The sequence below is a fragment of the Pararcticibacter amylolyticus genome, assembly GCF_003130405.1.
Classification (GTDB): domain Bacteria; phylum Bacteroidota; class Bacteroidia; order Sphingobacteriales; family Sphingobacteriaceae; genus Arcticibacter; species Arcticibacter amylolyticus.
In genome coordinates this window covers 73,300-98,633 of record NZ_QEAS01000022.1, presented here as the reverse complement: position 1 = coordinate 98,633, position 25,334 = coordinate 73,300, and the positions used below count along the sequence as shown (strand labels likewise).

The window sequence follows — 25,334 nt, the reverse complement described above, 5'->3', positions numbered from 1 at the left end:
TAACTCACTGTCAGTGCCGGATTTGCAGCTCCGTAGATCCTGCTCTTATTGTCGGCAGTGATCGTCAGCATCGCTTTACCAACTGTCAGCGTGCCATCCACGTACGTGAAGTCGTAGTTCGCAGAAGCGGCACCACTGGCTGTAATCGGATAAATTCCGGCAGCCGATGCAGTAGTCGCCGTCGTGGAAACAGAAGGTGCTGTTATAGAAGCCTCGGTGTCGCCATTCACAAAACCGGAATAACTCACCGTTAGTGCCGGATTTGCAGCTCCGTAGATCCTGCTTTTATTGTTGGCAGTTATCGTCACCATCGCTTTACCGACTGTCAGCGTACCGTTCACATAGGTAAAATCATAGTTAGCAGAAGCAGCACCGCTGGCCTGGATCGGGTAAGTACCCACTGCCGATGCAGTAGTCGCAGCCGTAGAAACGGAAGGTGCAGTAATGGATGCCGGGGTATCCCCGTTTATAAAGCCGGAATAGCTAACTGTCAGTGCCGGGTTTGCAGCCCCATAGAGCTTACTCTTGTTGTCGGCAGTGATCGTCAGCATCGCTTTGCCAACCGTCAGCACACCGTTCACATATGTAAAATTATAGTTCGCCGAAGCTGCACCGCTGGCTGTGATCGGATAAGTACCCGCCACGGATGCTGTCGTCGCAGTCGTGGAAACCGAAGGCGCTGTTATAGATGCCGGGGTATCGCCATTCACAAAACCAGAATAGCTTACTGTCAGCGCCGGGTTAGCAGCACCGTAGATTTTACTCTTATTGTCGGCAGTAATCGTCAGCATTGCTTTGCCAACCGTCAGTACTCCGTTCACATACGTGAAATCATAGTTCGCCGAAGCAGCCCCGCTGGCTGTGATCGGATAAGTTCCCGCTGCTGAGGCAGTTGTTGCCGTTGTGGAAACAGACGGTGCCGTAATAGATGCCGGGGTATCTCCATTCACAAAGCCGGAATAAGTAACTGTTAATCCAGGATTTTCTGCCCCATAGACCTTGCTCTTGTTCTCAGCCGTAATCGTTACCATTTTCTTGCCGACCGTCAGCGTACCATCCACATAGGTGAAGTCATAGTTTGCCGAAGCCGCACCGCTGGCTATGATCGGATAAGTTCCGGCCACAGACGCCGTAGTCGCAGTTGTGGACACTGAAGGCGCAGTAATAGACGCCGGGGTGTCTCCATTGACAAAACCTGAATAGCTAACCGTCAGAGCAGGATTCGCCGCTCCATACGCCCGGCTCTTATTGTCGGCAGTGATCGTCAGCATTGCTTTGCCAACCGTAAGTGTGCCATTCACATAAGTGAATTCGTAGTTAGAAGAAGCTGCTCCGCTGGCAGTGATCGGGTAAGTCCCCGCCGGGGACGCCGGAGTAGCACTTGTAGAAACAGCAGGTGCCGTAACAGAAGCCTCTGTATCGCCGTTCACAAAACCTGAATAGGTTACCGTCAGCGCCGGATTTGCAGCACCAAACACCTTATTCTTATTGTCGGCAGTAACCGTCAGCGGCGCTTTTGTAACCGTCAGTGTGCTGTTGACATAAGTAAAGTCATAATTTGAAGAAGCTCCTCCGCTCACTATGATCGGGTAAGTTCCCGCAGGCGAAGCAGCCGTCGCGGTAGTACTGATCACCGGTGGTGTAATGGAACTTTCCGAATCGCCCGCCTGAAATCCTGAATATACCAGGGTAAGTTCCGGGTTAGCCGATCCGTAGACCTTCGTCTTCGGCATAGCTGTAACAGTAAGCATCGTCTTACCGACAGTCAGGGTGCTGTTCTTATAAACAAAATTATAATTAGGCGAAGTCCCTCCGCTAATCGTAACAGGGTAAGTTCCGATCGGAGAATTTACCTGAGCCGTTGTCGTTGCCACCGGCTTGCTGATAAGCGAATTCTCGTTGTCGCTGCCGGCAAAACCTGAATAACTGAACGTCAGAGGAGGATTCTGAACCCCATAATTTCTGCTTAATGAATCCGCCGTGACAGTCAGTGTAGCAGGGCTCACGGTCAGTGTACTGTTCACGTAGGTAAAGTCGTAATTTGGTGAAGCTCCGCCGGTTACTGTAACCGGGTAGGTTCCTGCTCCTGACATCGTGCCTGCCGTGGTCGAAAGCGACGGAAGAGAAGCCAGCGACCCGGGCGTATTTCCGTTTACAAAGCCTGTATAAGTAGCAGTCAGTACCGGGTTTGCAGTACCGTATACCTTTGTCTTCGCATCAGCAGTGATGGTCAGATGCGCTTTACCTACGGTAAGCGTACCGTTTGTATAAATAAATGTGTAGTTGTCAGACGAGCCGCCGGTGACGCTGATGGGATATGTGCCTGCCGGTGATCCGGTAGTTGCAGTAGTAGAAACTTCAGGTTTCGACGACAGCGAGCTTTCGGTATCTCCGTTAGCAAAACCTGCATACCTCAGCGGTAGAACAGGATTCGGCATTCCGTATATTTTGCTGGTATCGGCGGCGGTAACATGCAGCTGCGCCTTGTTAACCGTCAGCGTTCCGTTTTGTAACAGCAGATCATAGTTCGCTGCCGATCCGCCTGTAAGCACGATCGGATAAGTTCCTGCTCCTGAAGCAGCAGTTGCAATGCTGCTTACTACCGGCGGAGTGATGGCGCTCACCGTGTCTCCATTGAGGAACCCGCTGTAGCTCATCGTAAAGGATGGATTAGCAGCGCCGTATGTCTTAGTCTTATCGTCCGCGGTGATCCTTAGCTGAGCCTTACCGACAGTCAGGCTGTCGTTCACCAGTATAAAGCTGTATTTGTCTGATGATCCGCCGCTCAGGGTGATCGGGTATTTACCCCCGGCCGAAGCAGGGGTTGCCGTCGTTGTGATGGACGGAGGAATGATGGCACTTACAGAATCACCGTTTACAAAGCCACTGTAATTCATTGTAAGTGCAGGATTCCCCTGTCCATAATTTCTCGACTTCGCATCAGCTTTTACTGTAAGCGCTGCCTTTGTAACTGTCAGGGTATCATTCACAAATATGAAATGATATTTATCCGACGACCCGCCGCTCAGAATAATCGGATACTTACCCGGCACTGAAGCCGTCGTGGCCATAGTGGTCATAACAGGAGCTGTAACAGCGCTTTCATCATCTCCGTTCACAAAACCATCGTACGTCAGGGTGAGCTCCGGGTTGGCGGTACCATACACCCTGGTTTTAGGCGCAACTCTGACAGTAAGCGGTGCTTTTGTTACTGTAAGGAAGTTATTAACCAGGAGGAAATTATAGTTCTCTGATTCCCCGCCAGTGAGTGTGATTGGATACTTTCCCGGAAGTGAAGTGGCCGTTGCAGCGGTCGAAACCGAAGGCATACTCACCGAATCCGGCGTATCCCCGTTAAGGAAGCCGCTGTAGGTAATGGTTAGTTCCGGATTAGCACTGCCATAAACCTTGGTTTTAGGCACTGCACGTACCGTAATCGCCGGTCCCGTCACCTCAAACAGACCATTCACATAGGTCATGTCATAATTATCATCGGATCCGGGAGATATAAAGATATCGTAAATACCCATTCCCGAACTGATGTTCACCGTGGTATAGGCTTCCGGTTTCTGATCGAGCACCGTTTCATCATCCATGCCCATAAATCCTGAATAGGTCAGGGTAAGTGGAGGGTTATCTGAACCGTACCCTTTGATCTGAGGATCAGCAGTGACGGTCAGCATGGCCTTTTCAACGGTAAGCACTCCTTCTGTATAGTTGAAGTCGTAATTGGTATCCTGACCTGGAATAAACGTGACAGGATAGGTCCCTACCGGCGAAGAAACAGTTGCTGTTGTAGTACCAACCGGTTTTACGTCCAGTACACTGTCATTATCACCACTTACAAAACCACTGTAGTTCAGGGTGAATACAGGGTTTTCAGCGCCGTATGGCCTTGTTTTATAATCTGCAACAACATCAATGACAGCCTTCCTGATGGTAAGCGTCCCGTTGACGTAGGCAAAAGTGTAGTTCGCATCAGCTGCGCCGCTAACCGTGATAGGATAAGTTCCCGCATCGGAATTTATCGTTGCGGCAGTTGCGATCACGGGTTTAACATCGATATCTGCCCATGTCTCTCCTTCCAGCAGGCCGTCATAGGAAAAAGTCAGTTCCGGATTGGCTGTTTTGTAATCACGGGCCTGGTCATCTACCCGTATAGTCACCACCGATCTCGTTACCGAGAGCGTATCCTGCTTATAGACGAAAGTATAATTATCATCCAGGCCGGTGCTCAGCGTAATGAGGTACTTATTTACAGGTGAATTGATATTCGCCGTAGTGGAAGCTACCGGAGCCTGATCGAGGGTCGTCGGGTCATCGTTGTAAGCAAAACCGGTATAACCGACCGTCAATTCAGGATTTTCAGTTTTGTAGATCCTGGATTTGGGATCAGGCTTGGCCGTGAGGACAGCCTTGGTAATGATCAGGCTGTCGCTGGCTGAGCCTGCCAGGAAATGTTCGCTTTCAGCCTGGTAAGCGGTCAGCAGGATACGTCCGGTTCTTAAGATCCGGATCTTTCCTTCAGCTGTAATTTCAACCACCGAGCTGTCTGATACTGCATACCTGACCGGGATCTCCGTGTTCGTACTGGTAGCAGCAATAAACTCAGGCGCCCCGTAAACCTTCGCCAGTGGATTGAATGTGTACTTAGGCTTGTCTTTTATAACGAACGGCTCGGGTGCAATGGCAAACTGCGATCCGCCATAACCGTTATCTACCGACTGCACGCCCCACGTATATATACCGCCGGGAAGGTCTTTGATGATACTGAAGGTTGCTTTTGCATTACCGGTTTGTACCACTTTCAGCTTTCCGCTGGCCAGGGAAGAAAGTGGGTTCTGACTGCTTCCCGCAGTACCTACGAACACATTATAGTTTAATCCGCCCTGACCTGTTTTGCTGTCAGTACCGGCATCCCAGTTAAGGGTTACCAGGTTGTCGGCGGCTACATCCGCCTGCAGGGACGACGGCATAGTGGGCAGTGTATTGGCATTATGCGTACTGCTCCTGAACAGGGTAACAGGAATTGATGTACCGTCTGATTTTGAACCGGTAAGCAGGATATCCAGTTTACTGTCATTGTTATAGTCGGCAAATTCCGCAGTACCCCTGCTCACATTTATATTTCCGAGGATCACCGAGCTTGCATCTGCAAAAATGGTATCAGGCATCGACCGCTGATTATACAATAATGTGTAATAAACATTGGATGCGTCTGAACCTGTCATCAGCAGATCCGGTTTACTGTCATTATCATAATCGCCCCACTTAAGCGAGCCATAAGCCAGGTTCTTAACAGGATTGACAGCTGAAGGGAACATTTTAGCGGTTACGTCCACAAACTTTTCAGTCACAGGATCATTCCGGTAAAGCTTCGTACTGTAAACGGAACCATTCGTATTACCCAGCATAGCAACGTCCATCCTGCCATCGTTATCATAATCGCCCCATGCCACGGCACTGTTGCTTATCCCAGCAGGTGTCACCGCAAAAGCAGAACTGCTCACGTCTGTGAACACTGCATCTGCCGGTGTTGAACGTGTATAAAGCTTAACATAGCGCGAGGAACCATTGAAACCAGTCAGCATCAGGTCAGCCAGACCGTCATTGTTGTAGTCTGTCCAATTGACGGTACCGGACGCAAGCGCAGGTAACCCGGGCAGCATAGCGGTTTTATCCCGGAACACGATGGTGGTTTTATCAGCAGCAAGTTCCTGGGCATATAGTTTTGAGATATATGCTGAAGTGCTGGTGGTATTTCCGGTGAACATAAAGTCGGCCCGGCCATCGTTGTTAAAGTCAGCCCACTTCACGGCACTGTTAAACACCCCTGCAGGTACTCCGTCAGGGAATGTTGTTGTGCTGGTGAGGTCTTCAAAAGTACCGTCTGCTTTCTGATGATACAATTTCGTGATACCCGAAGTTCCTGTTCCTGTTTTACCGGTCAGGATGAAATCAAGCCTTCCGTCATTATCGTAATCTGCCCAGTCGGCAGCGCCCTGTGTTAACTGCGGAAGACCCGAAGGAGTCAAATCGGCAAACACGCCGGCACTGGTCTGACGGTATAACTTGGTAATGCCACTGGTACCGGCATTACCGGAAACCAATACATCCAGGAGACCGTCATTATTATAATCGCCCCAGTTAGCAGAAGCGTTCTGCAACTGGTCGGTGAATGCTGCAATATTATCTTTTGTGAAGGTGGTATTTCCGTAAACAAAGCTCTGAACAGGTGCAAATTCTGAGCCCCTGAAGTTTCCGTCAACGGACTGTACACTCCAGTAATAGGTAGTGCCCACCACAAATGCCCCATCCAGGTTGCGTATGGTAAAGGAGTTATTCTGGATGTCGCCCCTCTGAACGATCCTGCGGAACCCGTTGCTGAGTTTAGCAGTTGGATTTACCTTATTCCCGTAGTCCGAAACATCAGCTGTACGCACATAAATAGCATAGTTCAGCCCGTCCTGCGGAGTGACATCATCCTTGCCTTTTTCCCAGGTAAAGGTGATGCTGCCGTCGGCATTCAGCGAAGCGACAGCTCCGGCTGGTGCAGCTGGTTTCTGATTTGCAGTAAAAGTACCTGTATTATCGTAGATAAAGGTCTCAGACGTGGTAGCATCCGTACCCGAAAGAACGAAATCCAGGCGTCCGTCATTGTTGTAGTCAGCAAAGTCTGCCTTACCCCTGTATTTCTGCGGAATGTCGAGAGGCAGCGATAAAGAGGATCCGTCTTCAAATGTTCCGTCTGAGGTCTGATAGAATAAACGGGTAATTGCACCTGTGGCCGTGTTGCCGGTCAGCAGGAAGTCTAATTTACCATCATTATCATAATCTCCCCAGCTGATCCCTCCGTTTCCACTGTCGGATGAAGCCAGGGTTTCGGCACCAACTACGGAAGATGTTTTATCTTCAAAAGTTCCGTTCGGCAACTGGCGGTACAGTTTAAAGGTATTAGAACCGGTTGTCCCGGTCATGATCAGATCCAGCAGCCCGTCATTATCATAGTCTCCCCATTTAACAGAGCCCAGGTTGACCAGCGGTAAACCGCTTATCCGGCTGCTTACGTCGGCAAATACCCCAACACCGGTTTGCCTGATCAGGCGCGTATAGCGCGTAGATCCGTTTATCCCGGACAACATAAGGTCCGGTAATCCATCCCTGTCAAAATCGGCCCATTCAGCCGCCGGGCTCTCTACTGCCGGAGCAACCGTTGAAATAAGCGAACTCTTATCTTCAAAAGTGCCGTCTGCCTTCTGCCTGTAAAGGAAGGTTACATTCGCATTGCTGGCAGCTGACCAGCCGTTCAGGTACAGATCAAGACGGCCATCGCGGTCATAATCCACCCAGTTCAGTGTCCCTTTAAACAAGCCTTTGGCCGACGCCGGAAGTACTCCCGGTGATAATATCCTGTTAGAAGAACTGTTGATCTGCGAAACCGCACTTACCTGCTCAAAGCGGCCGTCTGTGCGCTGACGGAAGATAAACAGGTTATTGGTACCGTAAGCATTGTTATAACCGATATAAGCAAAGTCGAGACGCCCGTCGTTGTTATAGTCTGCCCATTTGATATCTCCTTGCTGTACTCCAGGATATGAGCTGACCTCCGACGGGAAAAGGATTAAAGAAGTAAGGTCCTCAAAACTTCCGTCTGTTTTCTGGTGATACAGCTTGATCGCAGAAAACGACGTAGCCGTGCTGTATCCTGTCATCAGCAGATCCAGGCGTCCGTCATTATCATAGTCTCCCCAGCTGCTCGATGAATATTGCAGAGCAGGGAAAGTAGTGCCCGCCTTTTTGGTATACTTTGGAAAATCAACAAAGAATGAATTTTCCGGAGCAAAGGCAGATCCTGCGTAGGCTCCGTCTATAGCCTGAACGCTCCAGTAATGGGTGGCGCCGGGAACAATAGCAGACGCGCTTATGGTAAAGCTGGTCGTTTGTGTATTTCCAAGCTTCACTACTCTTCTGAAACCGTTAGCTAAAGCAGCCATCGGGCTCATCCTGTTTTCTTTGCCGGTAACCGTGGTGAGATAGACATTATAGCTTAATCCCGCCTGCGGAGTTTCTCCGTCTGCCGGAGCCGACCAGCTCAGGGTCACCGACCTGTCGGCATTCACCACCTGCGTAAGATTGGCCGGAGCTGCGGGGACGCTATTAAACCTGGAAAAGCCTTTATTTTCGTAAATAGAAGAATATTGGCCGGCAAACGGATCGTACCCGGTGACAAAGAAATCCAGGGCCCCGTCGTTGTTGTAATCTGCAAATTCAACTCGTCCCCCCACTATCGGCGGCAATTCAGCCGGTAAGCTCAGGGAACTTGCGTCTTCAAAGGTACCACTCTGTGTCTGGTGGTACAGCTTTGTAATACGGGGCGAATTGGCCGGATTCCCCGAATATCCGCATATAATAAAGTCAAGACGGCCATCATTATCGTAATCCCCCCAGCTGATACTACTCTCAGATGCCGTGAGCAGCGTATTGCCTGTTACCAATGCCGTCTTATCTTCGAAAGTGCCGTTACTGGTTTGATGATACAGTTTAAACTGACGGGTTCCGCCTGTAGTCATTCCTGATACAAGAAAATCAGGTCTTCCGTCGTTGTCATAATCTCCCCACTTTACAGCGCCCTGGTAAAAACCGGGAACCGAAGGGATCTTTGCAGTCGCATTGACAAATACTCCCGGGCTCGTCTGGCTGACCAGACGGGTAACACCGGTAGAGCCGTTTGCGGTTCCGATAAGCAGGAGATCCGGCAGCCCGTTTTTGTCATAGTCGATCCATTCCGCAGATGTAAACCTTCCGGCAGGAGCATAATTAATGATCGAAGCTGTCTTGTCTTCAAAATCGCCGTTCGTTTTCTGGTGATACAGGTAAGTAGTGCTGCCGCCTGTATGATCCTGCCCGTTTACGTATAAATCCAGACGTCCGTCGTTATCGTAATCCACCCATCTCAATGTACCTTGCCTGAAACCAGACATAGGAGCCTTGTTTATTCCAGGGATGGAGGACAAATAATTAGCATTCAGGCGTGCCACCCCGCTTGCTACTTCAAAATTTCCGGCTGCATTCTGGCGGTAGATAAAGAAGTTGTAATACCCGCTGGAACCATTATACCCCATGTAAGCGAAGTCCAGTTTGCCGTCATTGTTAAAGTCGCCCCACTGGATATCACCGATGTATGCACCCATAGTAGAGGTATTAAGCCCTGAAGGCACCAGGATAAGAGAACTCTTGTCTTCAAAAGTCCCGTCGGGTTTCTGACGGAATAACTTGATATTTGAGTTCCCGTTAGTTCCTATCATCAGTAAATCCAGGCGCCCGTCATTATCGTAGTCTCCCCAATGGGAAGCAGAACCATTATAGGCAGGGAAAGTAGTGTTCGTTTTCCTGACAAACTTTGGATAGTCCAGTCTGAAGCTCTTTTCAGGTGCGAATGCAGAGGCAGCGTAAGCGCCATCGACAGCCTGAACACTCCAGTAATAATCCGTTGCAGGATCCAGTACATTAGCAGCCAGTGTGAACGAAGTATTCTCATACATGTTTCCGATGGTCGCTACCCTGCGGAACCCGGAGGTGAGGTCTGACATAGGCCCGGTACGATTTTCTTTTCCGGATACTGTCGAAACGTAAATATTGTAAGATAAACCTGCCTTTGGTGTCTGAGCATCCGTGGATGCCGTCCAGCTCAGCTTTACTGAGCCATCCGCGTTCACCACATGACTCAGGCCACCTGGAACTGAAGGTGCTGTATTCACTACAGAATATCCCTTATTTTCATAGATAAAGGCATTGTTCGATCCGCTATATCCGGAGAAGAAGAAATCAAGCCTTCCGTCTTTGTTATAATCTGCAAACTTTACAGTGGAATAATAGGCCTGAGGCATATCAAAAGGTAACGAGAGGACACTCGCATCTTCAAATGTACCGGCAGCTGTCTGGTGATACAGTTTCGTGATCGTGCCCGAATTGCTCGATCCTGATAAAACGAAGTCCAGTCGGCCGTCGTTATCGTAATCGCCCCAGTCGACAGCGCCGTAGCCCGCATTGGTCATGGCGATTTTTGAGGCGTTAGCCACAATGCTTGTCTTGTCTTCGAAGCTTCCGCCAGCCTTCTGGCGATATAATTTAAACTGGTAACCTCCTGTCGAGCCGTTGCCCACCATGATAAAGTCGAGGAGACCATCATTATCATAATCGCCCCATTTAACTGTTCCGTAAGCTATCTGCGGAACTGAGGGTATATTGGAAGTAGCATTTACAAATACCCCCGGACTGGTCTGCCTGATCAGCCTGGTGAAATAACTCCCATTGGTACCGGTCAGCAGAAGATCCGGCAAACCGTTATTATCATAATCGGCCCAGTCACTTGAGCTGTTATAGCCCGCAGGAGCAACAGACGAAATCAGCCCTCCTTTGTTCTCAAATGTCCCGTCCGGCTTCTGGCGGAAAAGATAGGTAGCATAACTGCCATTAAAATATTGTCCGTTTACATACAGGTCCAGCCGGCCGTCGCGATCATAATCCACCCAATTGAGTGTGCCATAAGAGGGCGCGTACAGGCCGGACGGCAGGATACCTGATGATGGTATACTTGTCTGGCCGCTGCTATTCTGTGATATTCCCCCAACCATATCAAAAGATCCGGAGGCGTTCTGGCGATAAATGAATAATTGATAATAACCATACGACCCGTTATAACCCATGTAGGCAAAATCGAGTTTACCATCGTTGTCGTAATCTCCCCACTCGATATCTCCATTATGAACACCCGGATAACTGGCAATTGCAGACGGCACATTGATCAGTGTTGTCCGGTCATCAAAGCCTCCTGCTGCGTTTTGCTTGTAGAGCTTCAGCGTATTGGCGCCCACTGTAATCATATCCAGCCTGCCGTCATTATCAAAATCGCCCCAGCTCATTGATCCTCCGTAGAACATCTGGAAACTGGTTCCAGCCTTTTTGACAAACTTCGGATAATCCAGTTTAAACGTTTTCTCCGGCGCAAATGCTGAACCGGCATACGCTCCATCTACAGACTGTACGCTCCAATAGTATGTCACATCCGGATCCAGGAGATCCGTCCGGATCGTATAGGTAGTAACACCGTTTAGATTTCCCTGCTGTACGATCTTCCTGAAACCGTTCGCCAGAGCAGAAGCCGGGCTCAGTTTATTTTCCTTCCCGGTAACCGTGCTAACATATAAATTATAGCTCAGGCTTGCTGATGGCGTCTCAGCATCAGAACCGGCAGTCCATTTAAGCGTAACTGAACCATCCGCATTTACGGTATGAGAAAGGCCGGCGGGTGCCACAGGCGCAGTGTTCACTTTTGGCGATCCCGTGTTTTCGTAAATAGCCCCTGTATTAGAATAATAGAAATCCAGGCGGCCATCTTTATTATAGTCCCCAAATTCTACTCTTGCATTGTTTGCCTGCGGCATATCGGCAGGCAGCGAAAGAACAGACACATCTTCAAAAGTGCCATTGCTGTTCTGACGAATCAGTTTCGTCCTACTGGATCCGGTCAATAAAAAGTCAAGCAATCCATCATTATTATAGTCACCCCAGCTGATCCCCCCGTTACCGGAATCTGAAACACCCAGCGAAGCGACATTTAGAATCAGCGACGACTTATCTTCAAACGAACCGCTGGCTGTCTGACGGTATAGCTTGAGCTTTCCGCCATTACTGTACCCCGAAAGGAGAAAGTCAAGACGTCCGTCGTTATCATAGTCACCCCATTTTACTGCTCCGGTATATACTGCCGGCACAGAAGCTATCTTCGAAGTAACATTTGTAAATACACCGGGACTGGTTTGTTTTAAAAGTCTTGTAAAGTTTCCGCTGCCCGGATTATAGCCGGTCGTCAGCAGGTCAGGCAAGCCGTCGTTATCATAATCAGCCCAGTCTGAGGCCAGATGGTAGCCCACCGGCACGTATGATGAGATTAATCCCCCCTTGTTCTCAAAAGTACCCGTTGCTGTCTGCCGGTATAACATGATGTAGTGGTTGTTATCATATGTCTGGCCTGCAACATATAAATCCAGGCGACCGTCGCGGTCGTAATCCACCCAATTCAGCGTCCCGTAGCGGAATCCATAGATCGTATTGAGCATGTTCCCCTGAATGGTCCAGTTGGAGGAAGCATTATGAGTGATACCACTTGCGACATCAAATGTGCCGGAAGCATTCTGACGATAGATGTAGAAATTGCAATACCCTGAACTGCTGTAGCCAATGTAAGCGAAATCAAGGCGACCGTCGTTATCATAATCACCCCATTTGATATCACCATAATACACCCCGGCATAGGGAGCACTTCCGTTAGTGGGCAGATTGATACTCAAAGTTTTATCCTCAAACCCTCCTGCCGCTGTCTGACGGTAAAGTTTTAATGCGCCAGAACCCGCTACAATGAGATCGAGCAGACCATCATTATCGTAATCTCCCCAGGCTCCTCCTGAGTAGCTCATAGAAACAATAGACGTTCCTGTCTTTTTCACAAACTTTGGATATTCCAGCCTAAAGCTCTTCTCCGGAGCAAAAGCAGAGCCTGCATACGCACCGTCTACAGCCTGCACACTCCAGTAATAAGTAACCGCAGGATCCAGCAACTCTGTACGAATAGTGTAAGAACTTTTCTGAAGGTTCCCCTGCTGCACCACTTTCCGGAACCCTGTGCTCAGGATCGACATGGCATCCACCTTATTTGCCTTCCCCTGCTCCGTGCTCACATACAAATTATAGCTTAATGCCGCCGCCGGAGTTTGCGTATCTGTAGCCGTTGTCCAGCTAAGCGTAACAGAACCATCGGCATTAACGGTATGGGTTAGCCCACCCGGAGCAGATGGCACTGTATTCAGCTTTGTTGAGCCCCGGTTCTCATAAACCGATCCATTACTGGCATAGAAGAAGTCAAGCCTGCCATCATTATTATAATCTGCAAACTCCACACGGGCGTTATTTCCCTGTGGCATATCCCAGGGGAGAGTCAGTGCTGAAACATCTTCAAACGATCCGGAGCTGGTTTGCCTGAACAATTTCGTATAGGTGCCTGATTGAGGATATCCCGTTAAAAGAAAATCCAGCTTGCCGTCGTTGTCATAATCACCCCAGCTTAAGCTGCCGTTTCCGGCATCCGAAACACCTATGTTAGCAGCGTTCGGGATCAGCGAGGATTTATCTTCGAAAGTACCGGTATTCGTCTGGTGATACAGTTTCAGGTACCGTGTACCATTATAGCCGGAGAACAGGAAGTCCTGCCGTCCGTCATTATCATAGTCTCCCCATTTTGCAGCTCCGCCGTAAAGGGCCGGAATTGACGGAATTTTTGCAGTTGCATTAGTAAAAACGCCGGGTGCAGTTTGTTTTAATAGCCGGACATAGTAATTATTGGCAGAGCCATTATAGTTGTTACCTGAAACCAGCAGGTCAGGCAAGCCATCTTTGTCGTAATCACACCATTCTGCGGTACCCTGATGTGTAGCTGGTAAATAGCTGGAAATAGCACCGATCCTGTTTTCAAATCCACCATCGCTTCTTTGATGGAACAGCATATGATCACTATATCCATCATATCTCTGACCGGTTACATACAGATCCAGCCTGCCATCGAGATCATAATCCACCCAGTTCAGCGAACTGTAACGGTAGCCATATAGGGTCGAGTTAAAAATACCTTGTACCTGATATGTATAAGAACTGTTTTGAGCAGTTCCCGTGGCAACGTCAAAAGAACCTGCGGCATTTTGATGGTATATATAGAAATTATAAAAGCCTGATGTATTGTAGCCGGCATAAGCAAAATCAAGGCGTCCGTCGTTATCATAATCTCCCCACTTAATGTTACCATCTATAACTCCCGCATACGAAGCAGCATTGGAAGGCAGGTTGATGAGGGAAGTTTTGTCTTCAAAACCGCCTGACGGCGTTTGACGGTAAAGCTTCAGCATATTCCCGCCTGCTATAATGATATCCAGAAGGCCATCGTTATCGTAGTCACCCCAATGCGTAGAAGCTCCGCTGGCGGATAGGAAAGGCGTTCCGGTCTTTTTGACAAACTTAGGATAATCCAGTTTAAAAGTTTGTTCAGGGGCAAAAGGCGATCCGGCATACGCGCCATCTACGGCCTGCACACTCCAGTAGTAAGTGATGCCGGGATCAATCCCGCTGATATTGATCGTATAACTGTTGGTTTGTGTAACACCCTGCTGAACCACACGGCGGAAACCGTTAGCAGGGTCAGAAGCAGGGCCCAGTTTATTTACCTGCCCCGCAACAGTACTAAAGTAAACATTATAACTTAAACCGCCGGAAGGAGTCTGTGTATCTGTAGCAGGAGACCAGCGTAAGGTCACCGTACCATTGGCATTCACCACGTGGCTTAAGCCGGTTGGAGCCACCGGAGCTGTGTTCAGCTTCGGAGTGGATAAATTATCATATAAAACCGTTTGTGCGATGCCGGTCTGATCATAGCCTGAAATAATGAAGTCCAGGCGACCATCTTTATTGTAATCTGCAAAATCTACCCTGCTATTGTTCATCTGGCGCACATCCCAGGGAAGAGAAAGTGCACTGTGGTCTTCAAAACTGCCATCAGCTTTCTGATGATACAAACGTGTGCTCCTGCCTGTGCCTGAATTCCCGCTGATCACGAAATCGAGACGACCATCGTTATCATAATCCCCCCAGCTGAAAGCTCCGTTCGAAGCCTGGTTCACGGCAATGACTGATGCATTGGGAACCAGGGATGTTTTATCCTCAAACGTTCCGTCAGTTTTCTGATGGTAAAGCCTGAACTGGCGGCTGCCTGTAATGATAAAATCAAGGCGGCCATCATTGTCATAATCCCCCCATTTTGCGAGGCCTTCATTAACACCCGGAACAGAAGGGATCGTTGAAGTAGCATCCGCAAACACCCCTGCACTGGTTTGGCGGAACAATCTTGTAAAGTTCCCGTAGCTTGGACTGTAGCCGGTGAGCAACAGGTCAGGGAAGCCATTGTTATCATAATCTCCCCAGTCACTGGATGACTGTGATGCCGGATAGGAAATGCCTGATGTCCTGTCTTCGAAAGTCCCGTCTGGTTTCTGACGATACAGGTATGTGTAATAAGATGAATTGCCGGAATATTGACCGTTCAAATATAGATCCAGCCTACCATCCCTGTCGTAATCAACCCAGTTTATCGTACCGTTGTACAAAGGAGTTCTGGATGCTGATATGATTCCTGAATAATTATAAAGCGTAGAACTGCCTTGCACAAGACCACTTGCAACTTCAAATGTACCATCGGTCTTTTGATGGTAGACAAAGAAATTGCTGGCACCGTAATAGTTACTATATCCGATATAAGCAAAGTCGAGCCTGCCATCATTATCGTAATCGCCCCATTTGATATCGCCGCTGTAAACACCCGGGCTGGCACTGATCTGTGAAGGGAAGGGGATCAGGGAAGTCTTGTCCTCAAATGTCCCGTCAGGCTTCTGACGATATAATTTTATGTTTCCATAGTTGCTGGCTCCAATGATCAGGAGGTCCAGCAAGCCGTCATTATCATAATCACCCCAGCTGGTCGCACCTGAATAGACATTCGGGAAAGGAGTTCCTGCTTTTTTCACGAACTTCGGGTAAACAACAGAAAAACTCTTCTCCGGGGCAAAAGCAGATCCTGCATAAGCACCATCTATCGCCTGCACGCTCCAGTAGAAGGTAACAGAGGGGTCGAATGCATCGGGAGATACCGTATAAGATGTCGTTTGAGTTGGCCCGAACTGCACGACACGGCGGAAGCCGTCGCTCAAGGAAGAAGCGGGCCCCTGTTTATTTTCCTTACCGGAAACCGTGCTGAGATACAGGTTGTAGCTCAGTCCCGCCGAAGGTGTTTGTGTATCGGTAGAAGCCGTCCAGCTAAAGGTGACGGATCCGTCGGAATTCATTGTATGTGTCAGGCCTGCCGGCACTGAAGGAGGTGTATTAATAGCCGAAGATCCTTTATTCTCATATAATAGAGTTTGTATCCCTCCTGTGGAGCCGTTTCCCATGATCAGGAAATCCAGCTGCCCGTTGTTATTGAAGTCAACAAATTCCACACGGCTGTAGGAGAACAGCGGCATATCTAAGGGCAATACAGACAACGTAACGTCGGCAAACGTTCCGTTGCTGATCTGACGGTAGATCCTGTTAAACCGGTTCGAATTAGCGTATCCTGAGATAATGAAATCCAGGCGTCCGTCGTTATCGTAATCACCCCAGCTGATCGCACTGTTGCCCATTGCATCTGAGATCCCGATATTCGCATAATCCGCTACCAGGGAGGATTTGTCTTCGAACGTACCGTCAGTTTTTTGGCGGTACAACCTGAAATAACGGGTGCCATTAGTACCTGTTTGGATAAAATCAAGACGACCATCGTTGTCAAAATCCGCCCATTTTAACGCACCATTACTTACTGCAATTTGATTAGGCACCCTGGAGCTTACATTTTCAAACACGCCGCGGCTGGTTTGCCGGATCAGGCGGAAGAAATACCCGTTTGAAGGATGATATCCCGAGATCGCCAGGTCGGGAAACCCGTTGTTGTCAAAGTCAGCCCAGTCGGCTGTAACACCCTGGCCAACCGGGATCAGCGAACTGATCAGGGAGCTCTTATCTTCAAATACACCGTCCTGTCTCTGGCGCATCAGAAAAGTATAGTGAGTACTATTGAAAGAAGAAAGGCCGTTTACGTAAAGGTCGAGACGTCCGTCGCGGTCATAATCGACCCAGTTCAACGCACCATTGTATAGTCCGTAGCGGGTAAAAGGCATGATCCCGTTATAGTTATAAAAGGTCGTGTTGCCGCTTCTCTGACCGATCCCGCTCGCCACCTCAAATGTACCGTCTGTCTTTTGATGATAGACCATGAGGTAAGAATTGCCGTTGTAGCTATTATATCCGATATAGGCGAAATCAAGTAAGCCATCATTATCGTAATCCCCCCATTTGATATCTGCCTGGTAAACCCCGAAATTAGTGGCCCCGATCTCCGCAGGGATCGGAATAATGCTGCTTTTATCTTCGAAGGTGCCATCAGGTTTCTGACGGTATAACTTCAGCATTCCGTTACCGTTTTGTCCGGTCACCAGTACATCCAGCCTTCCGTCGTTATCATAATCCCCCCAGCTGGTAGAGCCGTAGTTACCCGACAGGAAAGACGTAGTGGTTACTTTGACGAACTTCGTATAATCCAGAGTAAAGCTTTTTTCAGCAGCGAAAGGTGAGCCTGCATAAGCTCCGTCTATCGCCTGCACGCTCCAGTAATACGCTACTCCCGGTTCAAAAATATCTGCCGGTAATGTGTAAGAAGTTGTTTGGCTATGTCCCTGCTGTACTATGCGGCGGAAGCCGTTGACCAGGGAAGAAGCCGGACCTTGCTTATTTTCCTTTCCTGCCACTGTGCTCAGGTACAGGTTGTAGCTTAATCCGGAAGAAGGAGTTTGGCCATCGGCTGGCGCTGTCCAGCTGAAGGTAACAGAGCCGTCTTCGTTTAGTGTGTGAATCAGCCCCGCCGGTGCGGCCGGAGGTGTATTGATGGATGAAGAACCCTTGTTTTCATATAAGGAAGTTTGCACCCCTCCTGTCGATCCGGTTCCCATCACGAGGAAATCCAGCTGCCCGTTATTGTTAAAATCTACGAACTCCGCTTTGCTGTAGTTGAACATTGGCATATCCAGGTAGAAAACCTGTGAACTTACATCAACAAATGTTCCGGCAGGAGTCTGGCGGTAGAGCCGCAGAAGCCTTCCCAGATTCGTACCTCCGTTGATCAGAAAGTCAAGGCGGCCGTCGTTATCGTAATCGCCCCAGCTCACAGCTCCATTGCCATACGCTTCTGATATCCCGAGATTGGCAGAATCCCATACCTGAGATGACTTATCTTCGAACGTACCATCGGTTTTCTGACGGTACAGCCTGAAATAACGGTTACCGTTCGTACCGGTCAGGATAAAATCCAGCAACCCGTCATTGTCGTAATCAGCCCATTTAAGGCCCCCGTAGTTTACGGCAATAACTCCCGGCACCCTGGCTGAGACATTTTCAAATACCCCGCGGCTGGTCTGCCGGATCAGGCGGAAGAAATATCCGATTGATGCATTATTACCAGAGATCACCAGGTCGGGAAAGCCATTGTTATCATAATCTCCCCAGTCTGCCATCATACCCTGACCGGCAGGGGCTAAAGATGTAATAATCCCGGATTTATCCTCGAAGAGGCCATCCGGCTTTTGGCGGAACAGGTAGCTGTAGAAACTTCCGTTATAAGATGAAATACCATTTACATACAGATCCAGGCGCCCGTCGCGGTCATAGTCTACCCAGTTCAATGAGCCGTTATATAAGGCCATCTTACCACCAGGTATGTTCCCGTTAAAGTTATAGAAAGTGGAACTGCTTCTCTGTCCCGTGCCGCTTGCTACTTCAAATGTACCGTCGGTCTTCTGATGATATACCATGAAGTAACTGCTGGCACTGTAACTGTTGTAGCCGATATAGGCGAAGTCAAGGCGGCCGTCGTTGTCATAATCGCCCCATTTTATGTCTGCCTGGTAAACCCCGAAATGAGTGGCCCCGATCTCCGTAGGGACCGGAATAATGCTGCTTTTGTCTTCGAAGGTACCATCAGGCTTCTGACGGTACAGCTTCAGCACACCATAACTGCTCTGCCCTGTTACCAGTACGTCGAGCAGTCCGTCATTATCATAATCGCCCCAGCTGGTAGCTCCGTAATTCCCGGTGGGAAATGAAGTGCCGGTTACTTTGACAAACTTGGTATAGTCCAGGCTAAGTGTCTTTTCAGGAGCGAAGGCAGAACCGGCATAAGCTCCGTCTATTGCCTGTACACTCCAGTAATAGGTCGTTCCCGGTTCAAAAATATCCGGCTGAAGGGTATAAGATACAGTTTGAGTATTCCCCTGCTGCACTATCCGGCGGAAGCCGTTACTCAGTGCTGAAGCCGGCCCGAGCTTATTCTCTTTCCCTGCTACTGTACTTAAATATAGGTTATAGCTCAGCCCCGATGAAGGGGTCTGTGCATCAGCTGAGGCAGTCCAGCTAAAGGTAACAGCACCGTCGGCATTCACCGTATGGGTCAACCCTGTTGGAGCAGCCGGTGGTGTATTGATGGCTGAGGACCCTTTGTTTTCATATAACAATGTTTGTACACCACCGGTCGAACCGCTACCTGAGATCAGGAAGTCCAGCTGCCCGTTATTGTTGAAGTCTACAAACTCTGCTTTACCATATATAAACGAAGGCATATCCAGGGGCAGTACCTGCGATGTTACGTCAATAAATGCCCCGTTGTTCACCTGACGGTAGATCCGCGTCACCCGGGAACTCCCGTTCCCGCTGATGATGAAATCCAGACGCCCGTCATTATCGTAATCTCCCCAACTGACAGCTCCGTTCCCATAGGCATCGGTTATCCCGATATTGGCATAATCCCAAACCTGCGCTGATTTGTCTTCGAATGTGCCATCGGTCTTCTGACGGAATAACCGGAAATACCGGGTGCCATTGGTCCCCGTTATGATAAAGTCCAGCAAACCGTCGTTATCATAGTCGGCCCATTTCAGCCCCCCCTGGTTTACAGCGATAACTCCCGGTACACGTGCTGTCACGTTTTCAAATACCCCGCGGCTGGTCTGGCGCAACAAGCGGAAGAAATATCCGTTTGAGGTATTATAACCGGAAATTGCCAGGTCAGGGAATCCGTTATTGTCATAATCTCCCCAGTCTGCTATCATACCCTGGCCCGCAGGAACAAACGAAGTGACAAGTGAAGACTTATCCTCAAAGAAACCGTCTGCCTTCTGGCGGAACAGGTAGCTGTAAACAGTATTGTTATAGGAAGACAGGCCGTTTACATACAGGTCCAGGCGCCCGTCACGGTCGTAGTCCACCCAGTTCAGGGTTCCGTTATATAAGCCCATCCTGCCAACATTTATAATGCCCGGATAATTATAAAAAGTACTGCTGCTTCTCTGACCCATGCCGCTTGCCACTTCAAATGTACCATCTGCTTTTTGATGATACACCATCAGATAACTGCTGGCACTGTAACTGTTGTACCCGATATAGGCGAAGTCAAGGCGACCGTCGTTGTCATAATCGCCCCATTTAATATCTGCCTGGTAAACCCCGAAATGAGTGGTCCCGATTTCCGTAGGAATGGGGATAAGACTGCTCTTATCTTCAAAGGTTCCGTCAGATACCTGACGATATAATTTCAGGACCCCGTTACCGTTTTGTCCTGCCACCAGGACGTCGAGCAGGCCGTCATTATCATAATCGCCCCAACTGGCCGTACCATAATTCCCGGCAGTGAATGTTGTGCCGGCCTTTTTTACAAACTTGGTATAGTCCAGCGTAAAGCTTTTTTCAGCAGCGAAAGCAGAACCGGCATAAGCCCCGTCTATCGCCTGTACGCTCCAGTAGTAAGGAACTCCCGGTTCAAAGATCTCTGATGCCAGGGTATAAGATATCGTCTGGCTGTTGCCGGATTGCACCACCCGGCGAAAGCCATTACTCAATGAAGAAGAAGGACTCACTTTGTTATCTTTCCCTGCTGCTGAGCCTAAATATATGCTGTAACTCAAACCAGCTGAAGGAGTCTGGACATCGGTGGATGCCGTCCAGCTAAGGGTAACAGACCCGTCCGCATTCAGCGTATGAGTCAGCCCTGAAGGTGCTGACGGCGGTGTATTGGTAATGGAAGATCCCTTATTCTCATATAATGAGGTTTGGATGCCTCCTGTCGATCCGCTTCCCATGATCAGGAAGTCGAGCTGTCCGTTGTTGTTGAAATCAACGAACTCCGCTTTGCCATATATAAACATAGGCATATCCAGGGGCAGTGCCTGCAAACTTGCATCTATAAAGGTGCCGCTGCTGGTTTGACGGTAAAGCCTTGTTAACCTGCCTGCCGAGTTTGAATTCCCGCTGATAAGAAAATCCAGGCGACCGTCGTTATCGTAGTCACCCCAGCTTACAGCTCCGTTTGCAGTAGCATCCGAAACACCAATGTTCGTATAATCAGCAACCAGAGATGACTTGTCTTCGAACGTCCCGTCGGTTTTCTGACGGTATAGTCTGAAATAGCGGGTACCGTTGCTCCCGGTTATGATAAAGTCCAGTAACCCGTCGTTATCATAATCAGCCCATTTAACAGCACCGCCATTTACCGCAATAACCCCGGGAACTCTCGCCGATACATTTTCAAATACGCCGCGGCTGGTCTGACGGATCAGACGGAAGAAATATCCGTTCGATGAATTGTAGGCTGAGATCGCCAGGTCGGGAAAGCCATTATTATCATAATCTGCCCAGTCAGCAGTGGTGGCAGAACCGGCCGGTACAAAGGAACTTATAAGGGCTGATTTATCTTCGAAAGTACCGTCAGGCTTCTGGCGCATCAGGTAACTGTAATACGAATTATTAAAAGAAGTGTACCCGTTGACGTACAGGTCCAGACGGCCATCGCGGTCGTAATCCACCCAGTTCAATGCACCATTAAACAACCCGTACTTCGTGAACGGCATGATCCCGTTATAGCTGTAGAATGTGCTGCTGCTTCTCTGTCCTATCCCGCTGGCTACTTCAAAAGTACCGTCAGACTTCTGATGATAGACCATAAAATAGCTATTGGTGTTATTACTGTTATAGCCGATATAAGCGAAATCGAGCAACCCGTCATTGTCGTAATCCCCCCATTTTATATCTGCCTGGTAAACTCCGAAGTTAGCAGCACCGATCTCCGTTGGTACCGGGATGAGGCTCGTCTTGTCTTCGTAAGTGCCGTCAGCTTTCTGACGGTATAATTTCAGCATACCAGCGCCATTCTGGCCGGTCACCAGTACATCGAGCAGTCCGTCGTTATCATAATCACCCCAGCTGGTCGTTCCGTAATTTCCCGTTGGAAAAGAGGTCCCTGCTTTTTTAACAAACTTGGCATAGTCAAGCGTTAAGCTTTTCTCTGCAGCAAAGGGTGAGCTCGCGTAGGCTCCGTCTACCGACTGCACACTCCAGTAAAGAGGGGCAGCGGGGTCAAGAAGTGAAACCGGAACAGTGAAGCTGGTCGCAGTCAGATTCCCTTTCTGAACGATCCTGCCAAAACCGGTAGCCAGGTCTGCTGATACCGGGATCCTGTTAGCGGTTCCCGGAGCTGTACCTAAATAAACATTGTAAGTTAATCCCGCTGATGCCGTTTCCGCATCGGTTCCGGCAGTCCAGCTAAGGGTGACAGTCCCATTATCGTTTACCTGATGAGTTAAACCCGAAGGGGGCGCAGGTACGGCATTCACGACAGACGATCCGCGGTTATCGTAGATCATAGCCACTCTTAGCCCGCTGTTATCATTACCGCTGAAGAAAAAGTCAAGACGCCCGTCTTTATTATAGTCAGCAAACTCGATGTTACTGGAAGAACCCAGTGATATATCCCAGGGTAATGACAACGCGCTTACATCTTCAAACCCTCCTGCTGCAGTCTGCCTGTACAAGCGGGTGATCCGCCCTGACGAAGAATTCCCCGTCACCAGAAAGTCCAGGCGCCCGTCGTTATCATAGTCGCCCCAGCTTAGTGCAGAACCATTCGCATCTGTAATACCCAGGGCTGCTGCATTTGCCACGAGTGATGTCTTATCTTCAAAATTGCCGCTGGCCAACTGGCGGTAAAGCCTGAAATAACGTGTTGAGCCATTAAACCCGGTCAGAAGAAAATCCTGCAGGCCATCATTATCATAATCTCCCCATTTGACAGCTCCCTTGAATACACCCGGCACCGAAGGGATCCGGGAAGTGACATCTTCAAATACCCCTGCACTGGTCTGACGGATCAGTTTTGTGATATACCCGAGGGTATTACTGTACCCCGTTATCAGCAGGTCGGGCAGGCCGTTCTTATCATAATCTACCCATTCGCCGGATGCATTCTGCAAACCAGGGACAAGTCCGTTGATGGAAGTTGTTTTCGCTTCAAAGGTGCCGTCCGGCTTCTGATGATAGAGGTAGGTATAATAGTTAACAGAAGGCAGGTTGGTGTACCCGTTGATGTAAATATCAAGCCGCCCGTCCTGGTCGTAATCCACCCAGTTAAACGTTCCGTCTGTAAACTGGGCATACCCCAGTCCTGAAACAATACCCGGCGTATTTACCTGGTAAGTACTGCCCGAGTTAACCGAAAGCCCGGTAACCATTTCAAAGGTTCCGTCAGTCTTTTGGTGATAAATGAAGAAAGTTGCCGAAGCATAAGTAGCATTGTATCCGAGGAAGGCGAAGTCAAGCCGTCCGTCGTTATCATAATCACCCCATTTGATAGTTCCCCTGCTGGCTCCCGGCCCGCTGCTCATTCCTGACGGAATGGCAATAAGAGAGGTCTTATCCTCAAAAGTACCGTCGGGTTTCTGACGGTAGAGCTTAAGGGTATTGTTTCCGGTGATACCGGTCATCAGCAGGTCGGGCAGACCGTCGTTATCATAATCGCCCCAGGCACTCATCCCCGACTCAAGGCCGGGAAATGCAGTACCGGCCTTTTTCACAAACCTGGGATATTCGAGGGTAAAATTCTTTTCTGCCGCAAAGGAGGACCCGGTATTCGCCCCGTCTACCGCCTGTACGCTCCAGGCATAATTACCCGGATCAAGGCCTGCGATGGTAGTAGCCACAGGCTGAATATTTCCCTGCTGTACAATACGGCGAAGTCCTGTAGCTGCATCAGCTGCAGGGCCAGCCTGCAGTACACCGGTACCGGTATTCCTTACATAAATATCATAAGTCAGAGATCCCTGAGGTGTTAAATCGTCAGCCGGTGCTGTCCAGGAAAAATTGACAACAGGCCCGTCTGCGGTATAGTTAACCGCAGAGTTCAGCGAAGCAGGTACCGCCGGTTTAACGTTGGCAGCAAAACTTCCCTGGTTCGTATAGATCAAACTTACTACGCCGCTTGCTGCGTTCCCGGTCAGGATGAAATCTGTTTTTCCATTGTTGTCATAGTCGGCCCATTGCACAGAACTGTTATACACTGCCGGCAAATCTGAAGGCAGGGCAGCAGAAGTCCTCGAAAAGGTCCCTGCTGCATCCTGCTGGTATAAATAAACAAACCGGACAGATGCGTTATCCAGCCCGGTGATCATAAAATCCTGTTTTCCGTCGTTATTGTAATCTGCCCAGCTTACCGTCCCCTGCTTTAAAAGAGGAAGGTTACTAATCAACGTCGATTTATCTTCAAAGGCCGTCCCTGCGGTGTTTTGCGCTAAAAGTTTCACATAAGTAGTGCCCGAACCATTATCTCCTGATAACAGCAGGTCAATAAGCCCGTCTCCGTTATAATCAGCCCATGATGTGGAACTGTTACTGATCCCGGTACTGAAAGCAGCCATCATCGTGGATGTAACATCCCTGAACTTGCCCCCGTCCTGTTGATAAAGTTTGGTATATCTCGTAGTACTGTTACGGCCTGTTATGAAAAAATCCAGTTTCCCGTCATTATTGAAATCAATCCAGTCGGCAGTTCCTTCCGCAACTCCGTAAAATGAGGTGCCGCTGGCAGGTAAAACACCCGTAACATCCACAAATACCCCGCCTGCATTCTGGCGGTAAAGCCTGATATAACTCGTAGAACCATTCAGACCGGTAAGAAGGATATCCAGCCGGCCGTCATTATCGTAATCTCCCCACTTTACAGCAGCCCTTTCAACAGCTACTGCAGCAGCGAACACAGTTGACGTAACGTCTTCAAATGTCCGCACAGAGCCTGCTACTTTCTGCCTGTAAAGCCGGGTAAAAGGACTTCCGTTATTTCCTGTCAGAATGAAGTCCAGGTTGCCGTCATTATCGTAATCCCCCCAGCTCACGGAAGCATTGCTCGGCAGAAGCACACCTGCAGGCAACACCCCGGAAGTTACTGTAAAAACACCGGGCGAAGCTTGCCTGTACAGCTTCGTACTGCCGCTTCCTGCCACCAGGACATCCTGTAAACCATCGTTATCGTAGTCGGCCCAGCTCCCTGCTCCCACCTGCACGCCCGAAAGAACGCTGGTATTTTTGATAAAATCCTGTGCTTTGGCCAGGTAAGAAAGGGATAAAAGGCTCAAGAGAGAAGACACTCTTAGTAACCGGAAGCAAAAAACCCTGATGGACGTGAGCTTACCTGTAGAAACGTTCATAGATTTACAATTTTCAATATTGCCGGCTGCTGTCGCGCGCCTTACTTCCTGTATACCTGGGTGAGATATAAGAAGTTACAATTATTTCACATTTGTTGTTTGTGTGCACCACGGATTGTATACTAA

General features: G+C 49.1%; 1 protein-coding gene. It reads right to left on the bottom strand.

Annotated features, from left to right (window positions below):
- Positions 1-25,208: FG-GAP-like repeat-containing protein (locus DDR33_RS21455; RefSeq protein ID WP_202913810.1), on the bottom strand; the 25,208-nt coding region annotated here is incomplete at its 3' end.
- Positions 25,209-25,334: the final 126 nt, after the last annotated feature.